The organism is Streptomyces sp. NPDC096046 (assembly GCF_040303285.1).
GTDB lineage: Bacteria > Actinomycetota > Actinomycetes > Streptomycetales > Streptomycetaceae > Streptomyces.
The window spans coordinates 15,792-35,306 of sequence record NZ_JBEOSZ010000011.1 but is presented as its reverse complement, the minus strand read 5'-3'; the positions used below and the strand labels follow the sequence as shown (position 1 = coordinate 35,306).

Genomic DNA, 19,515 nt, shown 5'->3' with positions numbered 1-19,515 from the left:
CGAGAGCGACGGCAGCCAGGACGCTTGTACAGACAGTGACTCTCAGGGAACCCATCGTGAACCTCCAGATGCCTGGAGCCTCCCCCGCCCGGTGAGCCGCCGCATCCTCAAGGACGCGGCGGCTGCTCCGTACGGGTGACGGCGGGTTTGAGGCCGCGTGCGCTGCCGCGGGGGCTCAGACCCGGTCGACGAGGTCCGCGATCGAGTCCACGACCTGGGAGGGCCGGTACGGGAAGTCCTCGACCTGTTCGGGCCGGGTCAGGCCGGTGAGCACCAGGAACGTCTGCATCCCGGCCTCCATGCCGGCCAGCACGTCGGTGTCCATCCGGTCGCCGATCATCGCGCTGCTCTCGGAGTGCGCGCCGATCGCGTTCAGCCCGGTCCGCATCATCAGCGGGTTCGGCTTGCCCGCGAAGTACGGCTTCTTGCCGGTCGCCTGGGTGATCAGCGCGGCCACGGCGCCGGTCGCGGGCAGCGGGCCCTCGGTGGAGGGGCCCGTCTCGTCGGGGTTGGTGCAGATGAACCGGGCGCCGCCGAGGATGAGCCGCACCGCCTTCGTCATGGCCTCGAAGGAGTACGTGCGGGTCTCGCCGAGGACGACGTAGTCCGGCTCGTGGTCGGTCAGGATGTAGCCGATGTCGTGCAGCGCGGTGGTCAGGCCGGCCTCGCCGATGACGTACGCCGAGCCGCCCGGCCGCTGGTCGTCCAGGAACTGGGCGGTGGCCAGGGCCGAGGTCCAGATGGACTCGATCGGCACCTCCAGGCCCATGCGGCGCAGCCGGGCGTGCAGGTCGCGCGGGGTGTACATCGAGTTGTTGGTGAGGACCAGGAAGGGCTTCCCGGACTCGCGCAGCTTCTTCAGGAAGGCGTCGGCTCCGGGGATCGGTACGCCCTCGTGGATGAGTACACCGTCCATGTCGGTGAGCCACGACTCGATGGGCTTGCGGTCTGCCATGTGCGGGATCTCCCTGCCGTGCGCGGTCCAGCGTGCGACCCAGCCTAAACAGTGGCGGGATCTCGCGGAACGGCCCGCGTGCGGCGTCCCGACTGGCGGGACGAGCCGCTCAGCGGCGGCGGCGTGCGATGAGCAGCACCCCGCCCGCGGTGAGCAGCAGGGCCGCGGCGGCCGCGGCGACCTGTGTGCCGGTTCCCGTCCGGGCCAGTTCCTCGGCGAAGGGGAACCGGTCCTCGCGGGGCGGGACGGAGGCGTCGGAGTCGGGGCGCGGCTCGGTATCGATGTCGCTGTCGGTGTCGGTGTCGGTATCGCTGTCGGTATCGCTGTCGGTGTCGGTGGCCGGTTCACCGCCGTCGATCACGAACCGGTAGTCGTTCGACTGCCCGACCCAGTCGCCGTCGTCGTCGTGCCGTTGCACCACCGCGGCGTTGGCCGTGACGTCGTTGGGCACGGCGTCCGAGGTGAGCGTGAGCCGCACCTTCACGGTGACGGTTCCGCCCGGTCCGACCGTGAACCCGGCGAAGCGGTCCTCCTCGTCGGCGAACGCCCCGACGAGTTCGTCCTCGCCGGTCTTCTCGAACCGCACGGGGTGGGCCCGCGCCCCCTCGAAGAACTCCAGGCGCGGCTGGGAAGGTTCCAGGGCCCGCTTGTCGTCGACGAGCACGACGACGGGGTGGATGCCGGTGCAGGTCCGGTCGGTCGTATTGGTCAGGTCGACGTACCAGGTCCCGAACCCGCCACCGGCCGTGTAGGAGGCCGGGCCGCCGTGGATGCGGGTGGTGAGCGGGAAGGTGTGGTCGTCGGGCGCGGCACAGGCGGGCGCCGGGGCGTCCGCGTGCGCCGGATGAGCGCCGGGGAGCAGGACGGCGGTCGCCGCTGCCGCCGCCAGGCCGAGGTGAGCGGGTGTACAGAGTCGCATGATGATGTGACATTCCGACCGACGGCACTCCGCATACCCCGCCGCAGCGAACAGCCCTCGAACGGCGGCAGGGATCCGCCCGCTCGGCGGACACGCCCCGCCCTTCTCCCGGCGGGGAGACCCGGCCGCGCACTCCCCGCCGAGGCCGCCCGGCAGGTCCCCCGACATGCGGACAGACCCACGCCGTCGCCGGGCGGCGCAGGGCGATCTCGCGGCGGGGGTGCCCTGGAGGTCGGCGAGGCCGGGCGGGACGCGCCCTGCAGGGGAGGCTCGGCCGAGGCCTCCCTCACCGAGGCCACCGGCACAGGTCCCCGGTCACCGCACAAACGGACCCCGCCGTCACCTGGGCGAGGCCCCCTACGAGGGGTATGACCGAAGCCTCCCCACCGACGCCAGGGTGGCCACGATGCCACCGACGCCACCGACGCCACCGACGCCACCGACGCCACCGACGCCAGCAAAGCACCGGCACCGATCCCCGGTCAGCGCACAGACACTCGCCTTCGCCCGGCGAGGCGGGCCCGGCCCAGCCCGGCCGAGCCCGTAAGGGCGTGGCCGGGGACCCGCCCGGCAATGCCGCCCGGCGAGGCCACCCGGCGCAGGCCCCCCCCGGTCGGCGGACACGCGCACCCCGACCTCAGCCACCCCCACGGCCGAACACCGGCCCCAGCACCAGTTGGGCCGCGCCCACCGCCACCACTCGGCCACCTCCCGGCGCGACGCGTACCGGCACCGTGTCCTGGCCCGTCCGCCGGGCACGGGCCTCGAGAACCGTGGCGACCCCGGTCACGAAGGCCTCCGGTGCCGCCGTCACCCTGCGGCCGCCCAGCAGGACGACGTCGATGTCGAGCAGCCCCACCACATTCGCCGCCCCGGCCCCCAGGACCCGCGCCGCCTCCTCCAGATCGCCGCGCTCCACCGCTCCGAGGCACAGGGCCTCGACGCAGCCCCGGTTCCCGCAGGTGCACGGCGGCCCGTCGAGCTGGATCACCTGGTGGCCGAACTCCCCGGCCCCGGTCCTGGCACCCCGGTGCACACTGCCGCCGATCATCAGCCCGGCTCCCAGCCCCGTTCCGAGGTGCAGATAGGCGAAGGAGCCGCTCTCGCCCCCGGCGGCGAGGCCGAGCGCCGCCGCGTTGGTGTCCTTGTCGACGACGACCGGCACCCCGAGCCGTTCCGCGAGCGCCTCCCGCAGCGGGAAGCCGTCCCACTCGGGGAACCCGGTCACCCGGCGCAGCACGCCCCGGGCATGGTCGAGCGGCCCGGGCAGTGCGACGCCCGCCCCCAGCAGGGCGCTGCCGAGCCCGGCCACCGACTCCCGCACCGCTCCCGTCACCGCCGCCAGCACGGCCTGCGCCCCGGCTCCCAGATCCAGCGCGGCCCGCCGCTCCCCCACCACGGTCCCGCGCAGATCGACGAGCACGGCCCGCACCTCGTCCCGGTCCAGATGGACCCCGACCGCGTGCCCGGCCTCCGGCACCAGCCGCAGCACCGTGCGCGGCTTGCCCCCGGTCGACGCCCGGCGGCCCGCCTCCGCCGCCAGACCGTCCTCCCGCAACCGGCCCGTGATCTTGCTGACGGCCTGCGGGGTGAGCCCGGTCCGCTCGGCGAGTTCGAGGCGGCTGATGCCCTCGTCCCCGGCCGTCCGCAGCAGGTCGAGCACCAGCGCGGTGTTGTGGCTGCGCAGGGCGAGCAGGTTCACCCCGCTCCCTGCCCCGGCCGATACCCCGGCCGTCCCCGTCCGTCCCGGCCCGCGCATGCCGCCCACTCCGCCCGTACGGTCGTCCGCCCTGTTCACGCCACCCATTGTCCCTGGCGCTTGCACTTTGGCAACAGCGTTGCGAAAGTGGGTGGCATGACTGGCACACCCCTCGGCACAGCCTCCGGCTCGCCCCTGAGCGTCGGCCTCGTCGGCTACGGCCTCGCCGGCTCCGTCTTCCACGCCCCGCTGATCGCCGCCACGGAGGGCCTTGTCCTCGACACGGTGGTCACCTCGAACCCGGAACGGCGGCAGCAGGCCCGTGCCGAGTTCCCGGACGTACGCCTCGCCGCCACCCCGGACGAGTTGTTCGACCGGGCCGACGAGCTGGACCTGATCGTCGTGGCGTCCCCCAACAAGACGCACGTGCCCCTCGCGAGGACCGCGCTGAAGGCCGGTCTGCCGGTCGTCGTCGACAAGCCGGTCGCGGGCACGGCCGCCGAGGCCCGCGAGCTGGCAACCCTCGGCGAGGAGCGCGGACTGCTCCTCTCCGTCTTCCAGAACCGCCGCTGGGACAACGACTTCCTCACCCTGCGCAAGCTGCTGGACGAGGGCGAGTTGGGCGACGTCCTGCGCTTCGAGTCCCGCTTCGAGCGCTGGCGTCCGAAGCCGAAGGGCGGCTGGCGCGAGTCCGGCGACCCGGCAGAGATCGGAGGTCTGCTCTACGACCTCGGCAGCCATGTCGTCGACCAGGCCCTGACCCTCTTCGGCCCGGCGGCCTCCGTCTACGCGGAGACGGACATCCGCCGCCCGGGCGCCGAGACGGACGACGACACGTTCATCGCGCTCACCCACGCCAACGGCGTCCGCTCCCATCTCTACGTCTCCGCGACGACCGCCCAACTCGGCCCCCGCTTCCGCGTCCTGGGCTCCACCGCCGGCTACGTCAAATACGGACTCGACTCCCAGGAGGCGGCGCTCCGGGACGGACTGCGCCCCGGCCCGGACTGGGGCGTGGAGCCCCAGTCGCTGTGGGGCCGCGTGGGTTCCGGCGAGTCCCCGGTCACCGGTGGCGGCCGCCCCGAACCCACCCTCCCGGGCGACTACCCCGCTTACTATGCGGCCGTGGCGAAGGCCCTGCTGGAGGGCGCCCCGAACCCGGTGACCGCGCGGGAGGCGGCCGCCGCCCTGGACGTACTGGAGGCCGCCCGACGTTCGGCCCGCGAGAAGGTGACGGTGACGCTGTGACCCACAAGAGCAACCCCTCCCACAGCCAGGGGCTCACCCCGAAGTTCCACCCCGAGCTCACCCCGAGCCTGGAGGAGCTGGAGAAGCAGGAACGCCTCCTGGTGTTCCGCCAGTTCACCCACGACGACGCCTGGGCGCTCGGCTCACTCCTCGTCGAACTGGCCCGGGAGCGGCAGGCCCCGGTCGCCATCGACATCCACCGCTCCGGCCAGCAGCTCTTCCACGCGGCGCTGCCCGGCTCCAGCCCGGACAACGACGCCTGGATCGCCCGCAAGCGCCGGGTGGTCGAGCGCTACGGCTCCGCCTCCTACCTGGTCGGCGCCCGCTTCCGCGCCAAGGGCAGCACGTTCGAGGAGTCCTCGCGCCTCGACCCCGACATCTACGCGGCCCACGGCGGCTCGTTCCCGATCACCGTCGAGGGCGTGGGCGTGATCGGCGCGGTGACGGTGTCCGGGCTGCCGCAACTCCAGGACCACCGGCTCGTGGTGGAGGCGCTGGAGCGGTTCCTGAACCGGTAGGCCGCGCCGGAATCATCACCGGCTCCCTCCGGTTGGCACCCGCGTACGCGTGATCGAGCGCGGCGCCCCGACCGGAGGGATCCCGAACCATGACCACCCCTTTGAAGGAGACCGTCGGCCGGTACGGCATCTGGAGCGTAGGCCTGCGCTCGGAGGACCCGGACCGGCGCGGTGAACTGGCCGAGACCGCCGCCGAACTGGAGGAGCTCGGCTACGGCGCCGTGTGGCTGGGCGGCAACAGCTCCGCCGCCAACGCCGCCCCGCTGATCGAGGCGACCTCGAAGCTCACGGTCGGCACCAGCATCCAGAGCATCTGGCAGCACGAGCCGGACGCCGCCGCCACGGCCTTCGCGGAGCTGGAGTCGACGCACCCCGGGCGGTTCCTGCTGGGTCTCGGAGTGAGCCACGCCAAGCGCGAGGAGCAGTACTCCCGCCCCTACTCGGCCCTGGCCGGCCACCTCGACGGCCTGGACGCCGCCGGAGTGCCGGCGGACCGCCGCCTCCTGGCCGCCCTGGGCCCGAAGTCGCTCCGGCTGGCCCGTGACCGGTCGGCCGGCTCGATCCCGTACCTGGTCACCCCGGAGCACACCGCGCACGCCCGCGAGATCCTGGGCGAGACCCCGCTGCTCGCCCCGGAACTGGGCGTCATCCCGCAGACGGACCCCGCCCGCGCCCGCGCCGTGGCCCGGGAGTTCCTGGGGATCTACCTGCCGCTGGCGAACTACACCAACAACTTCCTCCGGCACGGCTTCACCGAGGACGACCTCGAGGACGGCGGCAGCGACCGGCTGGTCGACGCCCTGTTCGCCTGGGGCGACGACACCGCGATCCGCACCAGGATCGACGCCTTCTTCGAAGCGGGAGCGGACCACGTGGCCCTCCAGGTCCTGACCGGCGAGCCGCGGGACGACCTCCCGAGGAAGGCGTGGCGCGACCTGGCTTCAGCACTGGCGTGACGGGAGCGCGCCCTGAGCGGCACGGGGAACTGCGCGACCGGTCACGGACTGCCCGCAGCCGAAAAGCGGACCGCAGTTCCCCGGCTCACCCAGCGGAGCGCCTACGCGTCCTTGAACTCCTGCCGCTGCCGCCCGAGCCCCTCGATCTCCAGCTCCACGACATCCCCGGCCCGCAGGAACGGCTTGGGCTCGGGCGCCCCCAGCGCCACCCCCGCCGGCGTCCCCGTGTTGATCACATCGCCGGGGTACAGCGTCATGAACCGACTCAGATACCGCACGACCTCCCCCACCGGGAAGATCTGCTCGGCCGTCGTCCCGTCCTGCTTCAACTCCCCGTTGACCCACAGCTTCAGCGACAGGTCCTGCGGATCGCCCACCTCGTCCGCCGTCACCAGCCACGGCCCCAGCGGATTGAACGTCTCGCAGTTCTTGCCCTTGTCCCAGGTCCCGCCCCGCTCGATCTGGAACTCCCGCTCGGACACGTCATGCGCCACGGCGTACCCGGCGACATGCGCGAGCCCTTCCTCCGCGGACCCGAGGTACCTGGCCGTACGTCCGATGACGACGGCCAGCTCGACCTCCCAGTCGGTCTTGAGGGACCGCCGCGGCACGAGGACCGTGTCGTTCGGCCCGACCACGGTGTCCGGCGCCTTCATGAAGACGACCGGCTCGGCGGGCGGCTCCGCACCGGTCTCGCGGGCATGGTCGTGGTAGTTCAGCCCGATGCAGACGATCTTGCCGATCCGCCCGAGCGGCGGCCCGACCCGCAGCCCGGTGGCGTCCAGTACCGGCAGATCACCGGCGTCGGCGGCGGCCCGCACCCGGCCGAGGGCCTCCTCGTCGGCGAGCAGCGCGCCGTCGACGTCCGGTACGAGGCCCGACAGGTCCCGCAGGGTCCCCTCGGCGTCGAGCAGAGCGGGCCGCTCCGACCCCGCCGTACCGACTCGCAGCAGCTTCATGATCTGTCTCCCTCGATCGCGGGCGCCCGACCGATGCGCGCGACCCGGATGCGGCGGGCAGCCATCGGAGGACTGGTCGATCCTCCAAGCTGGGAGTCCCCTCCGCAACACCCGTTCACGTACTGGACCCCGACCGCCCGGTCACCGGTACAGCGCGGCCCGCTCCACGACACTCCACGTCGTACTGGTCACCACGTACAGGGCGGCGGCCAGCGGTACGACGGCCACGGTGACGAGCGTGAAGAACGACATGAACGGCAGCACCCTGGTCACCGCCCCCAGCCCGGGCAACTGCTCCCCGGCACCGGCCTGCGCGGCCGGGTTCGTGGCCATCATGCGTCTGCTGAGCCGGTAACCGAACGCGGCGACACATCCGACGACCACGAACAGCCCGGCGTAGACGAGGCCCGCGCCACCGAGGACACCGCCCTGGAGCGCGTCCGCCCACCGCTCCCCCAGCGGCGCCGCGAACAGCCGGTGCGCGAGCAGCCCGTTGGCCTGGCCGCCGATCGTGTCGCTGGAGAACAGGTGGTAGAGCAGGAAGAACGCGGGCGCCTGGAGCAGTCCGGGCAGGCAGCCGGCCAGCGGCGACACCTTCTCCTCGGCGTGCAGTTCCAGCACGGCCCTCTGGAGCTTCTCGGGGTTCTTCCCGTGCTTCCTCCGCAGCTCGGCGATCTTCGGCTGGAGCGCGGTCCGGGCCTTCTGGCCGCGCGCAGCGGCCCGGGACAGAGGGTGGACGAGGAGACGTACGAGCGCGGTGAACAGGACGATCGCCGCGGCGGCCGCCGAGGCGCCGAACAGCGGCTGAAGCAGGTCGGCCAGGTGCTCGACCAGGCTGGCGAAGACGGACATGGGTGAGCCCTCCGGGGGTCTCGTCGTGCCGGAACAGATCAGGGCGGCATGACGACCCGCGCGGGGTCACTTCAGATGTGGTGGTGGCCCCTACGCGACGGTCGCCCGGAGGGCGTGGCCGGGTGCCCGGGGACGGGTACGCCCCCGGCCGTCGGGATCGCGTTGCGGCAGGAAGGCCGTACGCCGGTCCCGGTCGCGGATGGCCGTGCGCACGCGGGTACGCGGCACGGCGGGCGCGCAGCGCGAGGCGACGAGGGCGCAGAGCGCCAGGGCGGACGAGGCGGCGGCGGTCGCGGCGAGGGCGACGGTGGCGGAGAGGCTGCCGGAGTCGAGCAGCGCCACCCCGGCGAGCAGGAAGAGCAGCGTGAGAGCGGGACGCACGGTCACCCGGCTCCGGTTCATGAGCTGCCCCTCCTCTCCTACGCGTGCACACCCTGCTGTTCGTTATACAGGATCACCACCACCGGCGGCCCCGCGACTTCGTACACGGGTTTGAGGAAGGTTCGTCAGAACTCTCGACAACCCACCCGCCACGCCCGATGCTTCTCGTCACCCGACAACGGGACACCCCTGCGGCGCCGGGCCGGGGACCGGCGCGCGCACCCAACTCCCTTACGGAGGAGCCGTGATCCGACGCAGAAGTCTGCTGGCCGCAGCAGGCGGTACGTTCCTCGGCAGCGCCCTGGCGACGGGCACCGCGCGCGCGGACGCCACCATCGCCGTCAACCCGTCGACGACGTACGGCACCTGGGAGGGCTGGGGCACCTCCCTCGCCTGGTGGGCCAACGTCTTCGGCGCCCGGGACGACTTCGCCGATCTGTTCTTCACCACCAAGTCCGTGACGTACAACGGCCGCTCCCTGCCCGGCCTGGGCCTCAACATCGCCCGCTACAACCTCGGCGCGTGCAGCTGGAACAGCGTCGGCGGCGAGACGATGGTCGAGTCGCCCAACATCCCGGCCTTCAAGCAGATCGAGGGCTTCTGGCAGGACTGGAACAACGAGGACCCCACCTCCTCGGCGTGGAAGTGGACGGCGGACGCCAACCAGCGCGCGATGCTGGTGAAGGCGACGCAGCGGGGCGCGATCACCGAACTGTTCGCCAACTCCCCGATGTGGTGGATGTGCAACAACCACAACCCCTCGGGCGCGTCGGGCGGCGGCAACAACCTCCAGACCTGGAACTACCGCCAGCACGCCTCCCACCTGGCGGCGACGGCCCTGCACGCCAAGAACAACTGGGGCGTGAACTTCGCGACCGTCGACCCCTTCAACGAGCCGGCCTCCACCTGGTGGACCGCGACCGGCACCCAGGAGGGCTGCCACATGGACCCGGCGGTCCAGGCGGCCGTCCTCCCCCACATGCGCAGCGAACTGGACAAACGCGGCCTCACCAGCCTTCGCATCGCCGCCTCGGACGAGACGAACTACGACACGGCCCGCTCCACGTGGTCGTCCTTCAACTCGACGACCAAGGGCCTGGTCTCCCAGGTCAACGTGCACGGCTACCAGGGCTCGGGCGGCCGCCGCGACCTCCTCTACACGGACGTCGTCACCACCTCCCGCAAGAAGCTGTGGAACTCCGAGACGGGCGACAGCGACGGCACCGGCCTGACCATGGCCTCGAACCTCTGCTACGACTTCCGCTGGCTGCACCCCACGGCCTGGTGCTACTGGCAGGTCATGGACCCGACGGCGGGCTGGGCGATGATCGCCTATGACAAGGACACCCTCCAGCCGACGACCGTCCAGACCAAGCACTACGTACTGGCCCAGTTCAGCCGCCACATCCGCCCCGGCATGACGATCCTGGACACGGGGGTGAGCTACGCGGTGGCGGCGTACGACGGGACGGCTCGCCGCCTGGTGATCGTCGCGGTGAACACCTCCGCATCCGCCCAGACCCTCACCTTCGACCTCTCCCGCTTCTCGACGGTGACGGGCGGCTCAGGAGGCCTGGTCCCGCGCTGGAACACGGTCACGACCGGCGGCGGCGACCTCTACACGGCCCGCTCGGACATCCGCCTGTCCGGCAAGTCGGTCAGCGTCCCCTTCGCGGCGAAGTCGGTGCAGACCCTGCACATCGACGGTGTGACGCGGTAGGCCGACGCCGGCAGGCGGTTCGGGGCGAACCGCAGCCCCCGGGTGACGAGCGCGGCAGACTCTGAGGCCCCCCATATCGGGTCTGGCCTGCACATCTCTCACGCTCGTCACCTGTCGGCAGTACGGTGTCCCCCATGCGCCCCGACACGCCTGCCGAAAACGTCGACCACACCGCCGAGGCGGCACGCCTGGAGCGGACCGCCGGCCTGTATCCCGAGGACGCCGAGGCCCTGCTGCTGCGGGCAGCGGCCCACCTGGAGCTCTCCGGCGACCGCCCCACCGCGACCACGCTCTACGACCGCCTGCTCTCCTCCCCCGACGGCCTGGAGAACCCCCACCTGGTACGGGCGCTCAAGGCCTCCAACCTCTGGGAGTACGGCCACGAGGCCGAGGCCCGCGCGATCATCGAGGGCGTCCGGGTGGCGTCCCCCGAGGACCCCGCCCCCTGGGTGATCGTCGCGCAGTCCCTGGAATCCCACGACGAACTGGAAGCGGCCCACGACACCTTCTCCGAGGCCGTACGCCGCCTCCTGACGGACGTCGCGGAGCCCCCCTACGCCACCCACCCCCTCCTCTTCGGCCGCCACCGCGTACGGCGCATGCTCGGCAAGTCCCACGACGAGTGGGACGCCCTGGCGGACTCGGTCCACTCCCTCCCGATCACCCTGGACGAACTCCACGACCCCAAGCGCGTGTGGTCCCTGGGCTCGGAGAACCCCGCGGAACTGGAAGCGGAGATCCTGCGCCTGCGAGCGGAACTCGGCGCGTACCGGGCGGCCCTGTCCCGCCCCTTCCCGGTGGCGGTCCTGCACTGGCCGGCACCGGAACTCTCGGAACTCCTGGAGGCGTACCCGTCGCTGTCGACGGAGTACCCCTCCCACGCCGACCACCTCTCCTCGATAGAGCAGTCCCTCCGCGAACTCTCCGCCTCCGGCACCCCGAACCTGGGCATCGTCACCGGCACGGTCCCGTCCTACGAGGCCTTCGCAGCCTCGGAGGGCTCGTCCCCGGGCGACACGACACTCCTTCCGCAGTACGCGACGACGCTGGCGGCACGGGCTCGGGCGGTGGCTTGGCCGCCGCAGCAGGGATCACCGTGCTGGTGCGGCTCGGGCGAGACGTACAGCCAGTGCCACGGCAGCGCTGCCTGAGATCCGGCCGCCGAACTCACCGCGGTGCCGCAGCTGACGAGGGTCACCCAGGCGACCGGCAGGTCGCCGCTGAGCCGACCCGGCGTGCGCGGAACCGCTGACGCGCCCGTAACGCCGGGCACCTGGGGAGCCCACTGCGGCGCTCCCCACCCTGGCCCGCCTTCGCGGGCCGCCCGCTCGCTTCTCTCCCGTGCTGGAGCGGCCCGGTTCAAGGGTGGCTGAAGGGCCATCGGCGCCAGCCGACGCGGAACGCAGCGCAGCGGAGTGAAGCGCCCTTGGGGCGGGGCGCGGAGGCGCGACAATGGCCAGGAAGCGAGCGGTCCTACAGCTCCCACGATCAGCTTCTGGCGAAGACCCTCTGCATGTCGGTGGCTGCTGCTAGAACTGACCACATGGCCATGAGTGATCGAGTGCGGATCAGCTTGAGCCCGGAAGCAGCGACCCTTCAACCGTGACGACATGCATGCGTGAGGTTCGACAGTGAACGGCATGACGCCTTCGTCTCCCGGCGTCTCGGCGCGCATGAGCAGGCAGGCAAGCAAGGACACGGCCGTCGAGCTGACCGTAAGGCGGCTGCTGCACGCAGCCGGGCTTCGGTACCGCGTGGAGTATCCGGTGCCAGGACTGCCTCGGCGGCGTATCGACGTGGCGTTCCCCCGGGCCAAGGTCGCGGTCCTCATCGACGGCTGCTTCTGGCACGGCTGCCCCCAACACGCCACTCATCCGAAGGCCAACGCTGAGTGGTGGCGCACGAAGCTGGAACGGAACATGGCCCGTGACCGGGAGACGACGGAGCATCTGCTCGGGGCGGGGTGGACCGTGCTGCGGTTCTGGGAGCACGAAGCTCCCGAAGAAGTAGCCATACAGGTGGCTGCAGCCGTGCAGCGGCGTCGGTCGAAACGAATCAGGGGGGAAGAGGAGTGACTGGACTCACTTTCGTGGACGTGTGCTCCGGGGCGGGCGGACTTGCCCTCGGACTCGAGCGGGCGGGATTCGAGCCGCGCCTGTTACTGGACGAGGACGATGCCGCCGTCACGACTCTGCGGACCAATCGGCCACAGTGGAACGTGCTTCACACCGACCTGCTGGACTTCGACCCGGCTGAGCATCCGGTGAGCCTCGATGTGGACCTCCTTGCGGCGGGCCTGCCGCGGGTGAAGTCGAATGCGACCGTCGGACGGACGGACTCGGGTATGGAGGAGCGGCTGTTGGAGGCCGCTGTCTACCTCGTCCACGCGATCAGGCCTAGGGCCGTACTCATCGAGAATGTCCCCGGGCTCGCTCATGCGGACGAGTATCAGCGGTTCCGTGACTTCGCGCGGGCCGAACTGGCCCACTTGGGATACGACTTCAGCTGGTTCGTCATGAACGCCGTCGACTTCGGCGTACCGCAGAACCGCAAGCAGGGCGTCCTGTTGGCGGTCGAACGGCAGCGGGCAAAGGCGTTCCGACCACCGACACCCACCGTGCGGGAGCCGACTACGGTCGGTACCGCTCTAGGGCCGTCCATGGCCTCGCGCGGTTGGCAGGACGCCGCCCGCTGGGCCGCCCAGGCCGATCAACCGGCTCCGACACTGGTCGGCGGCTCTAAGAACCGAGGCGGTGCGGACCTCGGCCCGACCGGGGCGAAGCGGAAGTGGGCGACCATGGGCGTCAACGCTCACACGGTGGGCGACCTGGTCCCCGGCCCGGACTTCATATGGGACCCCCAACTCGGCAGGGACAACATGGTGAAGATCACGGTCGAGCAGGCGGCGCTGCTGCAGGGCTTCCCCGGGGCGTGGGAGATCGCCGGGCGCAAGACCGCTCGGTACCGCCAGGTCGGGCACGCCACACCCCCGCCGGTCGGAGAGGCTTTGGGTCGGGCCGTCGCCGAAGCCCTCGTCGGGGATCCAGCGACCTTCGTTGCCGGCTACACTTCCGCCACATGACCAGCTCGGCGCCCCACGAATCCATCCTCGACAAGCCCTTCGTCCTGGACCTGTTCGCAGGGCCCGGGGGACTGGACGTCGCCGCACACGTGCTCGACGTCCCGAGTCTCGGCATCGAGTGGGACAGAAGCGCGTGTCTGACGCGCTACGCGGCCGGGCTGGACACTCTTCACGCTGATGTGAGCGCGGTGCGCAGGGATGGCTTCGAGTCGCTGCCGCCGGAGATCAATGTGCTCGCCGGTGGCCCTCCGTGCCAGACTTTCTCGGCGGCCGGCAAGGGCGCCGGCCGCCAGGACCGCAACAAGGTCGAAGACGCCATCGAGCGACTGGTGGCGGGCGACTCCGACGAAAAGATCGACGAGCATCTGAAGACACTGAGCGATCCGCGCACCGCCATGGTCCTCGAGCCGCTCAGGTACGCGATCAGGGCGATCAAGAGTCCTAATCGGGAAAATCGCCCGTACGACGTCATCGTTCTGGAACAGGTGCGTGAGGTGGAGCCACTCTGGGAGCACTATGCCAGGGTGTTGGAGAGGACCGGCCTGCCCGACGGCACCAAGTACAAGGTCGTCGTCGATGTCCTCGACACCGAGACCTATGGGGTACCGCAGACGCGATCCCGTGCAGTACTGATTGCTCGGCGTTTCGGGCTCGGCGAGCCCTCGCTTCCCGCGGCGACGCACTGTGCATACGAGGCGAAGAACTGGAACCGGACGACCGGCCGTGCGGCCGGCCAGGTCCACCAGCCGACCCTTGAGGAGAGCACCGCACCGAAGGCGGAGGAATGCCGGAAAGCGGGCGATGAGAACCTGAAGCACTGGCGGTCGATGGGTGATGCTCTCGAGGAACGCGTGGGCTCACATCCAGGCCGCCCCACACCCTTTCTGGTCCGCTCGAATTACGGCAGCTCAAGCAACCCGGGGCGCCGTGGAGTGCGGACCGACCAACAACCCGCTGCCACCGTCACCGGCCGCATCTCCCGCTTCGTGGTCTTCCAGCACCTCGACGAGAAGATCGTCTACGAAGGTCCGCGGTTCAGCATGAACGAGGCGGGGATGCTGCAGAGTTTCCCGCCGGACTATCCGTGGTCCGGTACGGCACAGGCGCAGCAAGTGGGCAACGCTGTACCGCCCCTGTTCGGTGCACATCTGCTGAGCGCCGCGCTCGGCCTCCCCACACCGGACCCGGAGGTGATGCGGGAGCCATGGCCGCCGACCACGGAGGATCGGCGGGCCAAGCTGCGGAGTCACGGCTGCGGAGATGCCAACTCCTGCACAGCCAGCTGCCCTCAGCCTGCGGATCAAGCACTGCCCCGTCCTTCTTCGCCGGCGCGCAAGAAGGCGTCCGCGAAGAAGTAGTCATCGGGTCAGTCCGTGCTCTTCCTGCCCCTGACCGGCGCGGTCTCGAACAGCTCCGCGAAGTAGTCCGTGAGCCGGGTCACGGACTCCTCGGGAACGGGGTCCTCGTCGGGCCCCTGTGGGAGTTCGTGTCGCCCGACCGGTGGTGCTGATCCCGCCCCCGCGATCCAGTCCCTCAGACGGTGGGGGTCCCTGGGCTCGTCCCGCGCGAGGACGTCATAGACCAGAGTCGCTCCGGCTGCATTGATCGCGACGCTGAGGCCGAAGATCTCTCGCCCAGTGGTTACCTGACCGCTCTTCAAGAGGCGGACCAAGGCCTGGGCGGTGGGACGATGGTCGATCAGCTCCATCCGGAGAACGGTGTGGATGAGGTCCTGATTTCCACAGGCGGCCTCGACCGGCTCGTAGTCCGGCCCGTTCCGGAACAGCTCAGCCGCCCACCACAGGCGGGAGAAGCATTGCCGGTCGGCGGGGCCCCGGAACCGCTCCGCGGCGATGCGCCTTTCCGGCCTGCTCGCTGTCGGCTCCGACCGGTGGCGCCAGGCGACATAGTCGGGGGCCACCGCCAAGGCGAGGTGGTTCCACAAGCGCTTGTCCGCCGCCTCTCGCCGTGTCAGGCGCAACGTGGCGTGCAGCCGCGGGGCGAGCCACGCGTCGGCTCGGGTACGGTCCTCGCGGAACTCGAACTTGGCGTCTTCCACAAGGCTTCGGATCGGCTCCACCAACCACCTGTCGTCATCCTCGGGCAGTTCCTCGACGACCCTGGCGAGGTCGATGCCTCTGTGCACCTGCTCACCTCTGAGCAGCTCTTCGGTGAGGAACGGATCGACGGCCGAGGTGGCGAGCAGGGCCAGGCGCTCGGGTACGTGGTTCGGTGCGGTGATCACGTCTCACTCTCTCGGTTCGTCTGTTCAAGGCTGCGGATGACGTAGGCGAGCGCCCTGGTGGCATCGGTGCGGCGGACGGCCGCGTAGTGGATGCGGGTCTGGAGCTCCACCCAGCCCGACTCGCCGGTTCGTCGGCGATGCACCTGTCGTAGGGCCTCCTCGACATGCATGCCGGGCATCACATCCGGAAGCATTTCCCGCAGCACCTCGCCCTGCCAGTCGGTCGGGAAGACCGGGCTACCGCCCGGACCAACCTCCAGATCGCCGATGGCGCCGTGGAACACGGCCGTCCAGACGTCGGTGGCCATCTGAGCTACCAAGAGATCACGCACCTTGCTGTCGACCCCGGAGCCGTTGCTGTCCAGCAGTCCGATGACCCCTTCGACTTCGGTATTGACGAACACGGTGGGGACCCGGGCCGAGGCGTCCACGACCCAGGGCGCGTCGGCGCAGGCCCGCAACATCTCCCGGGAGCTCTTCGTGAAGGAGGCTTTCTGAACGTCCAATTGCAGTCCACGGACCGGCTCGTCGGAAACCGTGTCGACGATCCAGCTCCGATCGGTCTCGGCGATCGACCGGCCCGGCACTCCGTCAACCGTGCCGACGGCGTGCACGGAGAGTGAGGCCCGTCCCAGATGGTCGTCGCGGAGCACCTTCAGGGAGCCCGACCAGTCCAGACCACCCTCCGCCTCACGCGTGAGGACCGTGGACGTGCGGACGTTGGTCTCGCCGTCCGTCAGCACCGCGAGGACGCTCAGATCGGACCAGGCCGCGTCCGGCGCGTTCGCCCCGGGCGGGAGCGTGGCCGACAGACCGATCGTGGCGCTCACCCAGTCGGCGTGGCCCGCTGTACCGAGTGCGACGGCCTGTTGCTGGGTCGAGTACGCGGTGGTCTCCAGTTGGTCGCGAGTGCCGTCCGAAAGACTCAAGGAGACCGAGGTCACTCTGAGCGTGATCGGCCGGTTGAGTCGCTTGTACGGGTAGATCTTCACGCGTCACTCCCCCTTGCCGGCGCGAAGTTCGAGGACGAGGCGGGTGAGCGTGGTCCGGACCGGGTGACTGGTGACATCGGTGGCCCCTCGGAACCTCGCGCGCCGCGTACCGGGTGGGAAGCGCAGAACCCCGTCCTCCACCTCGCAGCCCTCCACGGCCACGAGTTCCGCCCATTCCAGCTTCGGACGACCTCCTGATCGGACGTCCAGCTGGGCGACCGGCACCATCGGGACAATCTCGTCGCCGCGCGGGATGCTCACCTCGGCGGTGATCCGCCACTCCCCGTCGTCGCCGATCGTCGCGTCGAGAGCGTCCAGCACCGGAACGACCGGCCCGGCGGGCGCCTTGGCCTTGGGCCTCGTCTTCACGGTCAAGGCCTTGCGCAGGGCTTCACCACCCTCGCTTCTGCCGCGCCTGGGCCGTGCGACGAGTTCCCTGACCGCGTGGTTGACTTCAGTGGTGAGCCGGTTGATCCGCCGGTATGCGGAGGGTGACCAGCGCAAGGTCAGTTCCTCCGTCTGTCCCCAGCGATCGTGCTCGGGCGGTTCCGCGGCCCGCAGAAACTCCTCGGCTTCCTGAGCGAAGGGAGCCGACTCACCAGCAGCCTCTCCCACCAGGAGAACGGCCTGGAACGGGTTGGTCCCCAGCGGCAGTTTCTGAACCCCGGCCTTTTTGACGGTCATGCGGTTGCCCCGCAGCGAGTGCACCTGGTTCTTCGGCGCGTCCGCATCATTTGCCGCCTCGGTGACCAACAGGACTGCTTGGTGCGTCCCGAGCGTCCCTGCGGCCCCTCCGAGCAGTGGCAGCTTCAGGGGAATACTCCGTGCCGCCACCTGCCCGGCCTCGGTGAGCCGGTCCACGGTGGCACCTTCGTAGTACGTCCGTAGGGCACGGGTCCGGGAGGGCTGCTCGGCAGCCGGATTCACCTGCTCTTCCGCCACGACCACTTCGCCGTTGTTCCGCACAGCACGTACGAACACCTCCAGGCGCGGCAACTGGCCGCCACCACCGGTCATCGCGGCCCAGAAGTCACGGCCCAGCGCTTTCACCAGACGCCGGTGCATCCTGCGGATGTCACGCGTGTCCTCGGTCCCCTCCTCATCCACATCCGTGGTCTCGTCCTCTACGTCGGACGACCTCTCTTCGAGGCTGGCCACGTCGTGTGCGCCGACGATGAGGAAGGAAGTACCGGGTTCGCCGTTTTCCCGGGTCAGGTGCAGTCTGGCGATGGTCTCCTCGTCCGCCCACCAGGAGCGGGCGACCTCCGCGCCGGGCGAATCGGGATCGGGGCGGCCGAACCAGGCGGGGCCTGCGTAGGGCTTGCCGTCGACCTCCCTCCAGGGCAGTTCGAGTCGGCCGATGAGTCGGCCCTCCTTACGCCCTTCGTGCGACTCGGACAGAGTGGAGTTGATGAGCACGAGTCCGAGGGCGCTGGTGGCCCACAGCGTCGCCTTGCCTAGGCCGTATGAACCACCCGCGTTGTGCCCGGACTTGAGGCTCTCCAACTGACGTCTGACCACGGCGGCGAACTTTCCGTCCGCGTAGTCGTCGCCGACGAGCCCGGAAGCGTTGTAGTCGTCGACGCGCAGCAGTACGAGGCGGCCCTTCTCGTACATGTCACGCACCCCGGCGTCCACGACCCGACCGACCTTCTGGTTACCGGCGATCTCCGAGACGGCGGAGTAGTGCGGGAAGAGATCGTTCCAGAGAATGGCCTCTCGGAAGTCGTCCAGAGCCTTACCGGTCAGCTCGTGCAACGTGTAACGGACGCGGACCGGGCGACCATTGTCCAGTCGCTCGTCGAGGCTGTTCTGGCAGGTCTCGCGAGCGAGAACCTGCACGTCGGCGTCGAAGGCGAAGGCGGCGGCATTGCCCAGGTCACGGCCGCCGTCGGGATAGCCGGGACGGTGGTACCAGGTGACCGGTAGGCCGGCCTGGGTGTCGGTGGTGCGGGTGTGCACCGTACCCAGATCCGTGCCCAGTGCCTTGGCGATGTCCTGCATGACAGTCGGGCGGGGAGTCGACCTTCCGGTGATCCACGCGGAGACGGCCGCCCGAGTCAGCTCGAGTTCCTGGGCCAGTTCGGCCTGCGTCTTCCCCGCGAGCTTGAGTTGACGGGCCAGCCAGGGCCCGAACTCCTCTCCTGCCTCCACGCGCCACCTGCTCTTTCCTCGGAGTGCCCTGCAGATCACCTGCTGCCGACCGCAGGCTAATTTGACGTGAGCGACCACGTCAACCAAAAGTTGATCCAAGTCGCCCCCTTACCTGCTTCAGCTCTACTGCCCGACTTGCGCAGAACATCCAGATTCACCTGTTATGCGACGCGCCCGATGGGCCGCGGTTCCCAACTTCCCAACGGGGAACCGGAGTTCTGCTTGCACGATCGGGTGACCATCGATACCGTATTCAACGATGGGGAATCCATCTCGCTCACGAAACTCTTGACCGATTGGGCCGGGCGGCCGGGGCAGAACCCTGTCCAAATTCCGCAATTCGCGCATGACCTCGCTGGACCAGTTTCGACCCTGCATGGCAGCACCTTTCCCAAAACGGTGGTGGCGCACAACTCCCGTCCGCTAGCGTGATCCAAGGGAAGCGTCTCACCCGAGAAGAACAGCATTTCCACGGGGGAACCTGCGCACAACACACCCCTGTGCCAATCTACGGCCCAACATCACGGGGGTGTACCACTTCATGAACGAAACGCACGAACAGAGTTGCGGCGACCACGTAAACTCTGACCGCGAGATAAGTGCCTTCAGGACGGACATTCTGCTGTCCAAGAGCAAGGCCGAAGCAGCAATGGTTCTCCTGCGGTTCGACGTCCCCGAGGTCGACTTCATCGCTAATTTCCCAGGACTGGCCAAGAAGGTTCAGGAGCTGCCGGACCACACCTCCGTCTCTAAATGACTCCTGCGGTGCAGCAGGGCGTTCGGAGGTTGCTCTTCTCCTCGCACCCGCACCGAAATCGCTAGAAGGCGCCCGATG

18 protein-coding genes are annotated in these 19,515 nt (G+C 70.0%); 9 read left to right on the top strand and 9 right to left on the bottom strand.

Going from position 1 to position 19,515, the window contains the following annotated elements; all coding sequences use genetic code 11:
- Positions 1–175 precede the first annotated feature (175 nt).
- From ABTX62_RS12590 to ABTX62_RS12580, 3 genes are all read right to left on the bottom strand, one after another.
- Complete coding sequence (locus ABTX62_RS12590; RefSeq protein WP_107455180.1) at positions 176–955, bottom strand: HAD-IIA family hydrolase; 780 nt, start codon at positions 953–955, stop codon at positions 176–178.
- A gap of 109 nt (positions 956–1,064) precedes the next feature.
- Positions 1,065–1,874 (bottom strand): LPXTG cell wall anchor domain-containing protein, encoded by an 810-nt coding sequence (locus ABTX62_RS12585; RefSeq protein WP_352116145.1) that lies wholly within the window; start codon positions 1,872–1,874, stop codon positions 1,065–1,067.
- Between the two features lie 637 nt (positions 1,875–2,511).
- Positions 2,512–3,633, bottom strand: coding sequence for an ROK family transcriptional regulator (locus tag ABTX62_RS12580; RefSeq protein ID WP_352116256.1), 1,122 nt, complete (start codon positions 3,631–3,633; stop codon positions 2,512–2,514).
- Between the two features lie 96 nt (positions 3,634–3,729).
- On the opposite strand from ABTX62_RS12580, the gene ABTX62_RS12575 reads away from it, so the two are divergent.
- From ABTX62_RS12575 to ABTX62_RS12565, 3 genes are all read left to right on the top strand, one after another.
- Positions 3,730–4,821, top strand: coding sequence for a Gfo/Idh/MocA family protein (locus ABTX62_RS12575; RefSeq protein ID WP_352116144.1), 1,092 nt, complete (start codon positions 3,730–3,732; stop codon positions 4,819–4,821).
- Positions 4,818–5,339 (top strand): heme-degrading domain-containing protein, encoded by a 522-nt coding sequence (locus ABTX62_RS12570; protein WP_352116143.1) that lies wholly within the window; start codon positions 4,818–4,820, stop codon positions 5,337–5,339. The genes ABTX62_RS12575 and ABTX62_RS12570 overlap by 4 nt, the downstream gene beginning before the upstream one ends.
- A gap of 89 nt (positions 5,340–5,428) precedes the next feature.
- Positions 5,429–6,295 (top strand): LLM class F420-dependent oxidoreductase, encoded by an 867-nt coding sequence (locus ABTX62_RS12565; protein ID WP_352116142.1) that lies wholly within the window; start codon positions 5,429–5,431, stop codon positions 6,293–6,295.
- Between the two features lie 101 nt (positions 6,296–6,396).
- Here ABTX62_RS12565 and ABTX62_RS12560 read toward each other — a convergent pair whose 3' ends face one another.
- From ABTX62_RS12560 to ABTX62_RS12550, 3 genes are all read right to left on the bottom strand, one after another.
- On the bottom strand, positions 6,397–7,254 hold the full coding sequence (locus ABTX62_RS12560) for a fumarylacetoacetate hydrolase family protein (RefSeq protein WP_352116141.1): 858 nt from the start codon (positions 7,252–7,254) through the stop codon (positions 6,397–6,399).
- Between the two features lie 141 nt (positions 7,255–7,395).
- Positions 7,396–8,106 (bottom strand): YidC/Oxa1 family membrane protein insertase, encoded by a 711-nt coding sequence (locus ABTX62_RS12555; RefSeq protein WP_352116140.1) that lies wholly within the window; start codon positions 8,104–8,106, stop codon positions 7,396–7,398.
- Between the two features lie 90 nt (positions 8,107–8,196).
- Positions 8,197–8,508: a DUF6412 domain-containing protein gene (locus ABTX62_RS12550; RefSeq protein ID WP_352116139.1), complete on the bottom strand. Its 312-nt coding sequence runs from the start codon at positions 8,506–8,508 to the stop codon at positions 8,197–8,199.
- Positions 8,509–8,731: 223 nt separating this feature from the next.
- Here ABTX62_RS12550 and ABTX62_RS12545 point away from each other — a divergent pair, with 223 nt between their 5' ends.
- The 5 genes from ABTX62_RS12545 (at position 8,732) to ABTX62_RS12525 (ending at position 14,647) form a co-directional block, all read left to right on the top strand.
- Positions 8,732–10,207 (top strand): glycoside hydrolase, encoded by a 1,476-nt coding sequence (locus ABTX62_RS12545; protein WP_352116138.1) that lies wholly within the window; start codon positions 8,732–8,734, stop codon positions 10,205–10,207.
- A gap of 134 nt (positions 10,208–10,341) precedes the next feature.
- Entirely contained in the window at positions 10,342–11,358 is a 1,017-nt protein-coding gene (locus ABTX62_RS12540; RefSeq protein ID WP_352116137.1) for an SEC-C domain-containing protein, read from the top strand.
- 522 nt (positions 11,359–11,880) lie between these two features.
- Entirely contained in the window at positions 11,881–12,282 is a 402-nt protein-coding gene (locus tag ABTX62_RS12535) for a very short patch repair endonuclease (protein WP_352116255.1), read from the top strand.
- On the top strand, positions 12,279–13,289 hold the full coding sequence (locus tag ABTX62_RS12530) for a DNA cytosine methyltransferase (RefSeq protein ID WP_352116136.1): 1,011 nt from the start codon (positions 12,279–12,281) through the stop codon (positions 13,287–13,289). Before ABTX62_RS12535 ends, ABTX62_RS12530 begins: the two co-directional genes overlap by 4 nt.
- Complete coding sequence (locus ABTX62_RS12525; protein WP_352116135.1) at positions 13,286–14,647, top strand: DNA cytosine methyltransferase; 1,362 nt, start codon at positions 13,286–13,288, stop codon at positions 14,645–14,647. The genes ABTX62_RS12530 and ABTX62_RS12525 overlap by 4 nt, the downstream gene beginning before the upstream one ends.
- Positions 14,648–14,655: 8 nt before the next feature.
- Here the strand turns inward: ABTX62_RS12525 and ABTX62_RS12520 are convergent, their stop codons facing one another.
- From ABTX62_RS12520 to ABTX62_RS12510, 3 genes are read right to left on the bottom strand one after another with little or no spacing between them, the layout of a single operon-like run.
- The gene (locus ABTX62_RS12520) at positions 14,656–15,534 is read right to left on the bottom strand and encodes a DUF6339 family protein (protein WP_352116134.1); all 879 of its coding nucleotides are present in this window, start codon (positions 15,532–15,534) and stop codon (positions 14,656–14,658) included.
- Entirely contained in the window at positions 15,531–16,526 is a 996-nt protein-coding gene (locus ABTX62_RS12515) for a hypothetical protein (RefSeq protein ID WP_352116133.1), read from the bottom strand. The genes ABTX62_RS12520 and ABTX62_RS12515 overlap by 4 nt, the downstream gene beginning before the upstream one ends.
- Before the next feature lie 3 nt (positions 16,527–16,529).
- Positions 16,530–18,680: a helix-turn-helix transcriptional regulator gene (locus tag ABTX62_RS12510; RefSeq protein WP_352116132.1), complete on the bottom strand. Its 2,151-nt coding sequence runs from the start codon at positions 18,678–18,680 to the stop codon at positions 16,530–16,532.
- Between the two features lie 541 nt (positions 18,681–19,221).
- Here ABTX62_RS12510 and ABTX62_RS12505 point away from each other — a divergent pair.
- Positions 19,222–19,437: a hypothetical protein gene (locus ABTX62_RS12505; protein WP_352116131.1), complete on the top strand. Its 216-nt coding sequence runs from the start codon at positions 19,222–19,224 to the stop codon at positions 19,435–19,437.
- Positions 19,438–19,515 lie beyond the last annotated feature (78 nt).

Bases quoted from the DNA above. Each gene is read 5' to 3' on its own strand.
- ABTX62_RS12590 (WP_107455180.1), bottom strand. From the start codon at position 955: ATGGCAGACCGCAAGCCCATCGAGTCGTGGCTCACCGACATGGACGGT.
- ABTX62_RS12585 (WP_352116145.1), bottom strand. From the start codon at position 1,874: ATGCGACTCTGTACACCCGCTCACCTCGGCCTGGCGGCGGCAGCGGCG.
- ABTX62_RS12580 (WP_352116256.1), bottom strand. From the start codon at position 3,633: ATGCGCGGGCCGGGACGGACGGGGACGGCCGGGGTATCGGCCGGGGCA.
- ABTX62_RS12575 (WP_352116144.1), top strand. From the start codon at position 3,730: ATGACTGGCACACCCCTCGGCACAGCCTCCGGCTCGCCCCTGAGCGTC.
- ABTX62_RS12565 (WP_352116142.1), top strand. From the start codon at position 5,429: ATGACCACCCCTTTGAAGGAGACCGTCGGCCGGTACGGCATCTGGAGC.
- ABTX62_RS12560 (WP_352116141.1), bottom strand. From the start codon at position 7,254: ATGAAGCTGCTGCGAGTCGGTACGGCGGGGTCGGAGCGGCCCGCTCTG.
- ABTX62_RS12555 (WP_352116140.1), bottom strand. From the start codon at position 8,106: ATGTCCGTCTTCGCCAGCCTGGTCGAGCACCTGGCCGACCTGCTTCAG.
- ABTX62_RS12550 (WP_352116139.1), bottom strand. From the start codon at position 8,508: ATGAACCGGAGCCGGGTGACCGTGCGTCCCGCTCTCACGCTGCTCTTC.
- ABTX62_RS12540 (WP_352116137.1), top strand. From the start codon at position 10,342: ATGCGCCCCGACACGCCTGCCGAAAACGTCGACCACACCGCCGAGGCG.
- ABTX62_RS12535 (WP_352116255.1), top strand. From the start codon at position 11,881: ATGAGCAGGCAGGCAAGCAAGGACACGGCCGTCGAGCTGACCGTAAGG.
- ABTX62_RS12525 (WP_352116135.1), top strand. From the start codon at position 13,286: ATGACCAGCTCGGCGCCCCACGAATCCATCCTCGACAAGCCCTTCGTC.
- ABTX62_RS12505 (WP_352116131.1), top strand. From the start codon at position 19,222: ATGAACGAAACGCACGAACAGAGTTGCGGCGACCACGTAAACTCTGAC.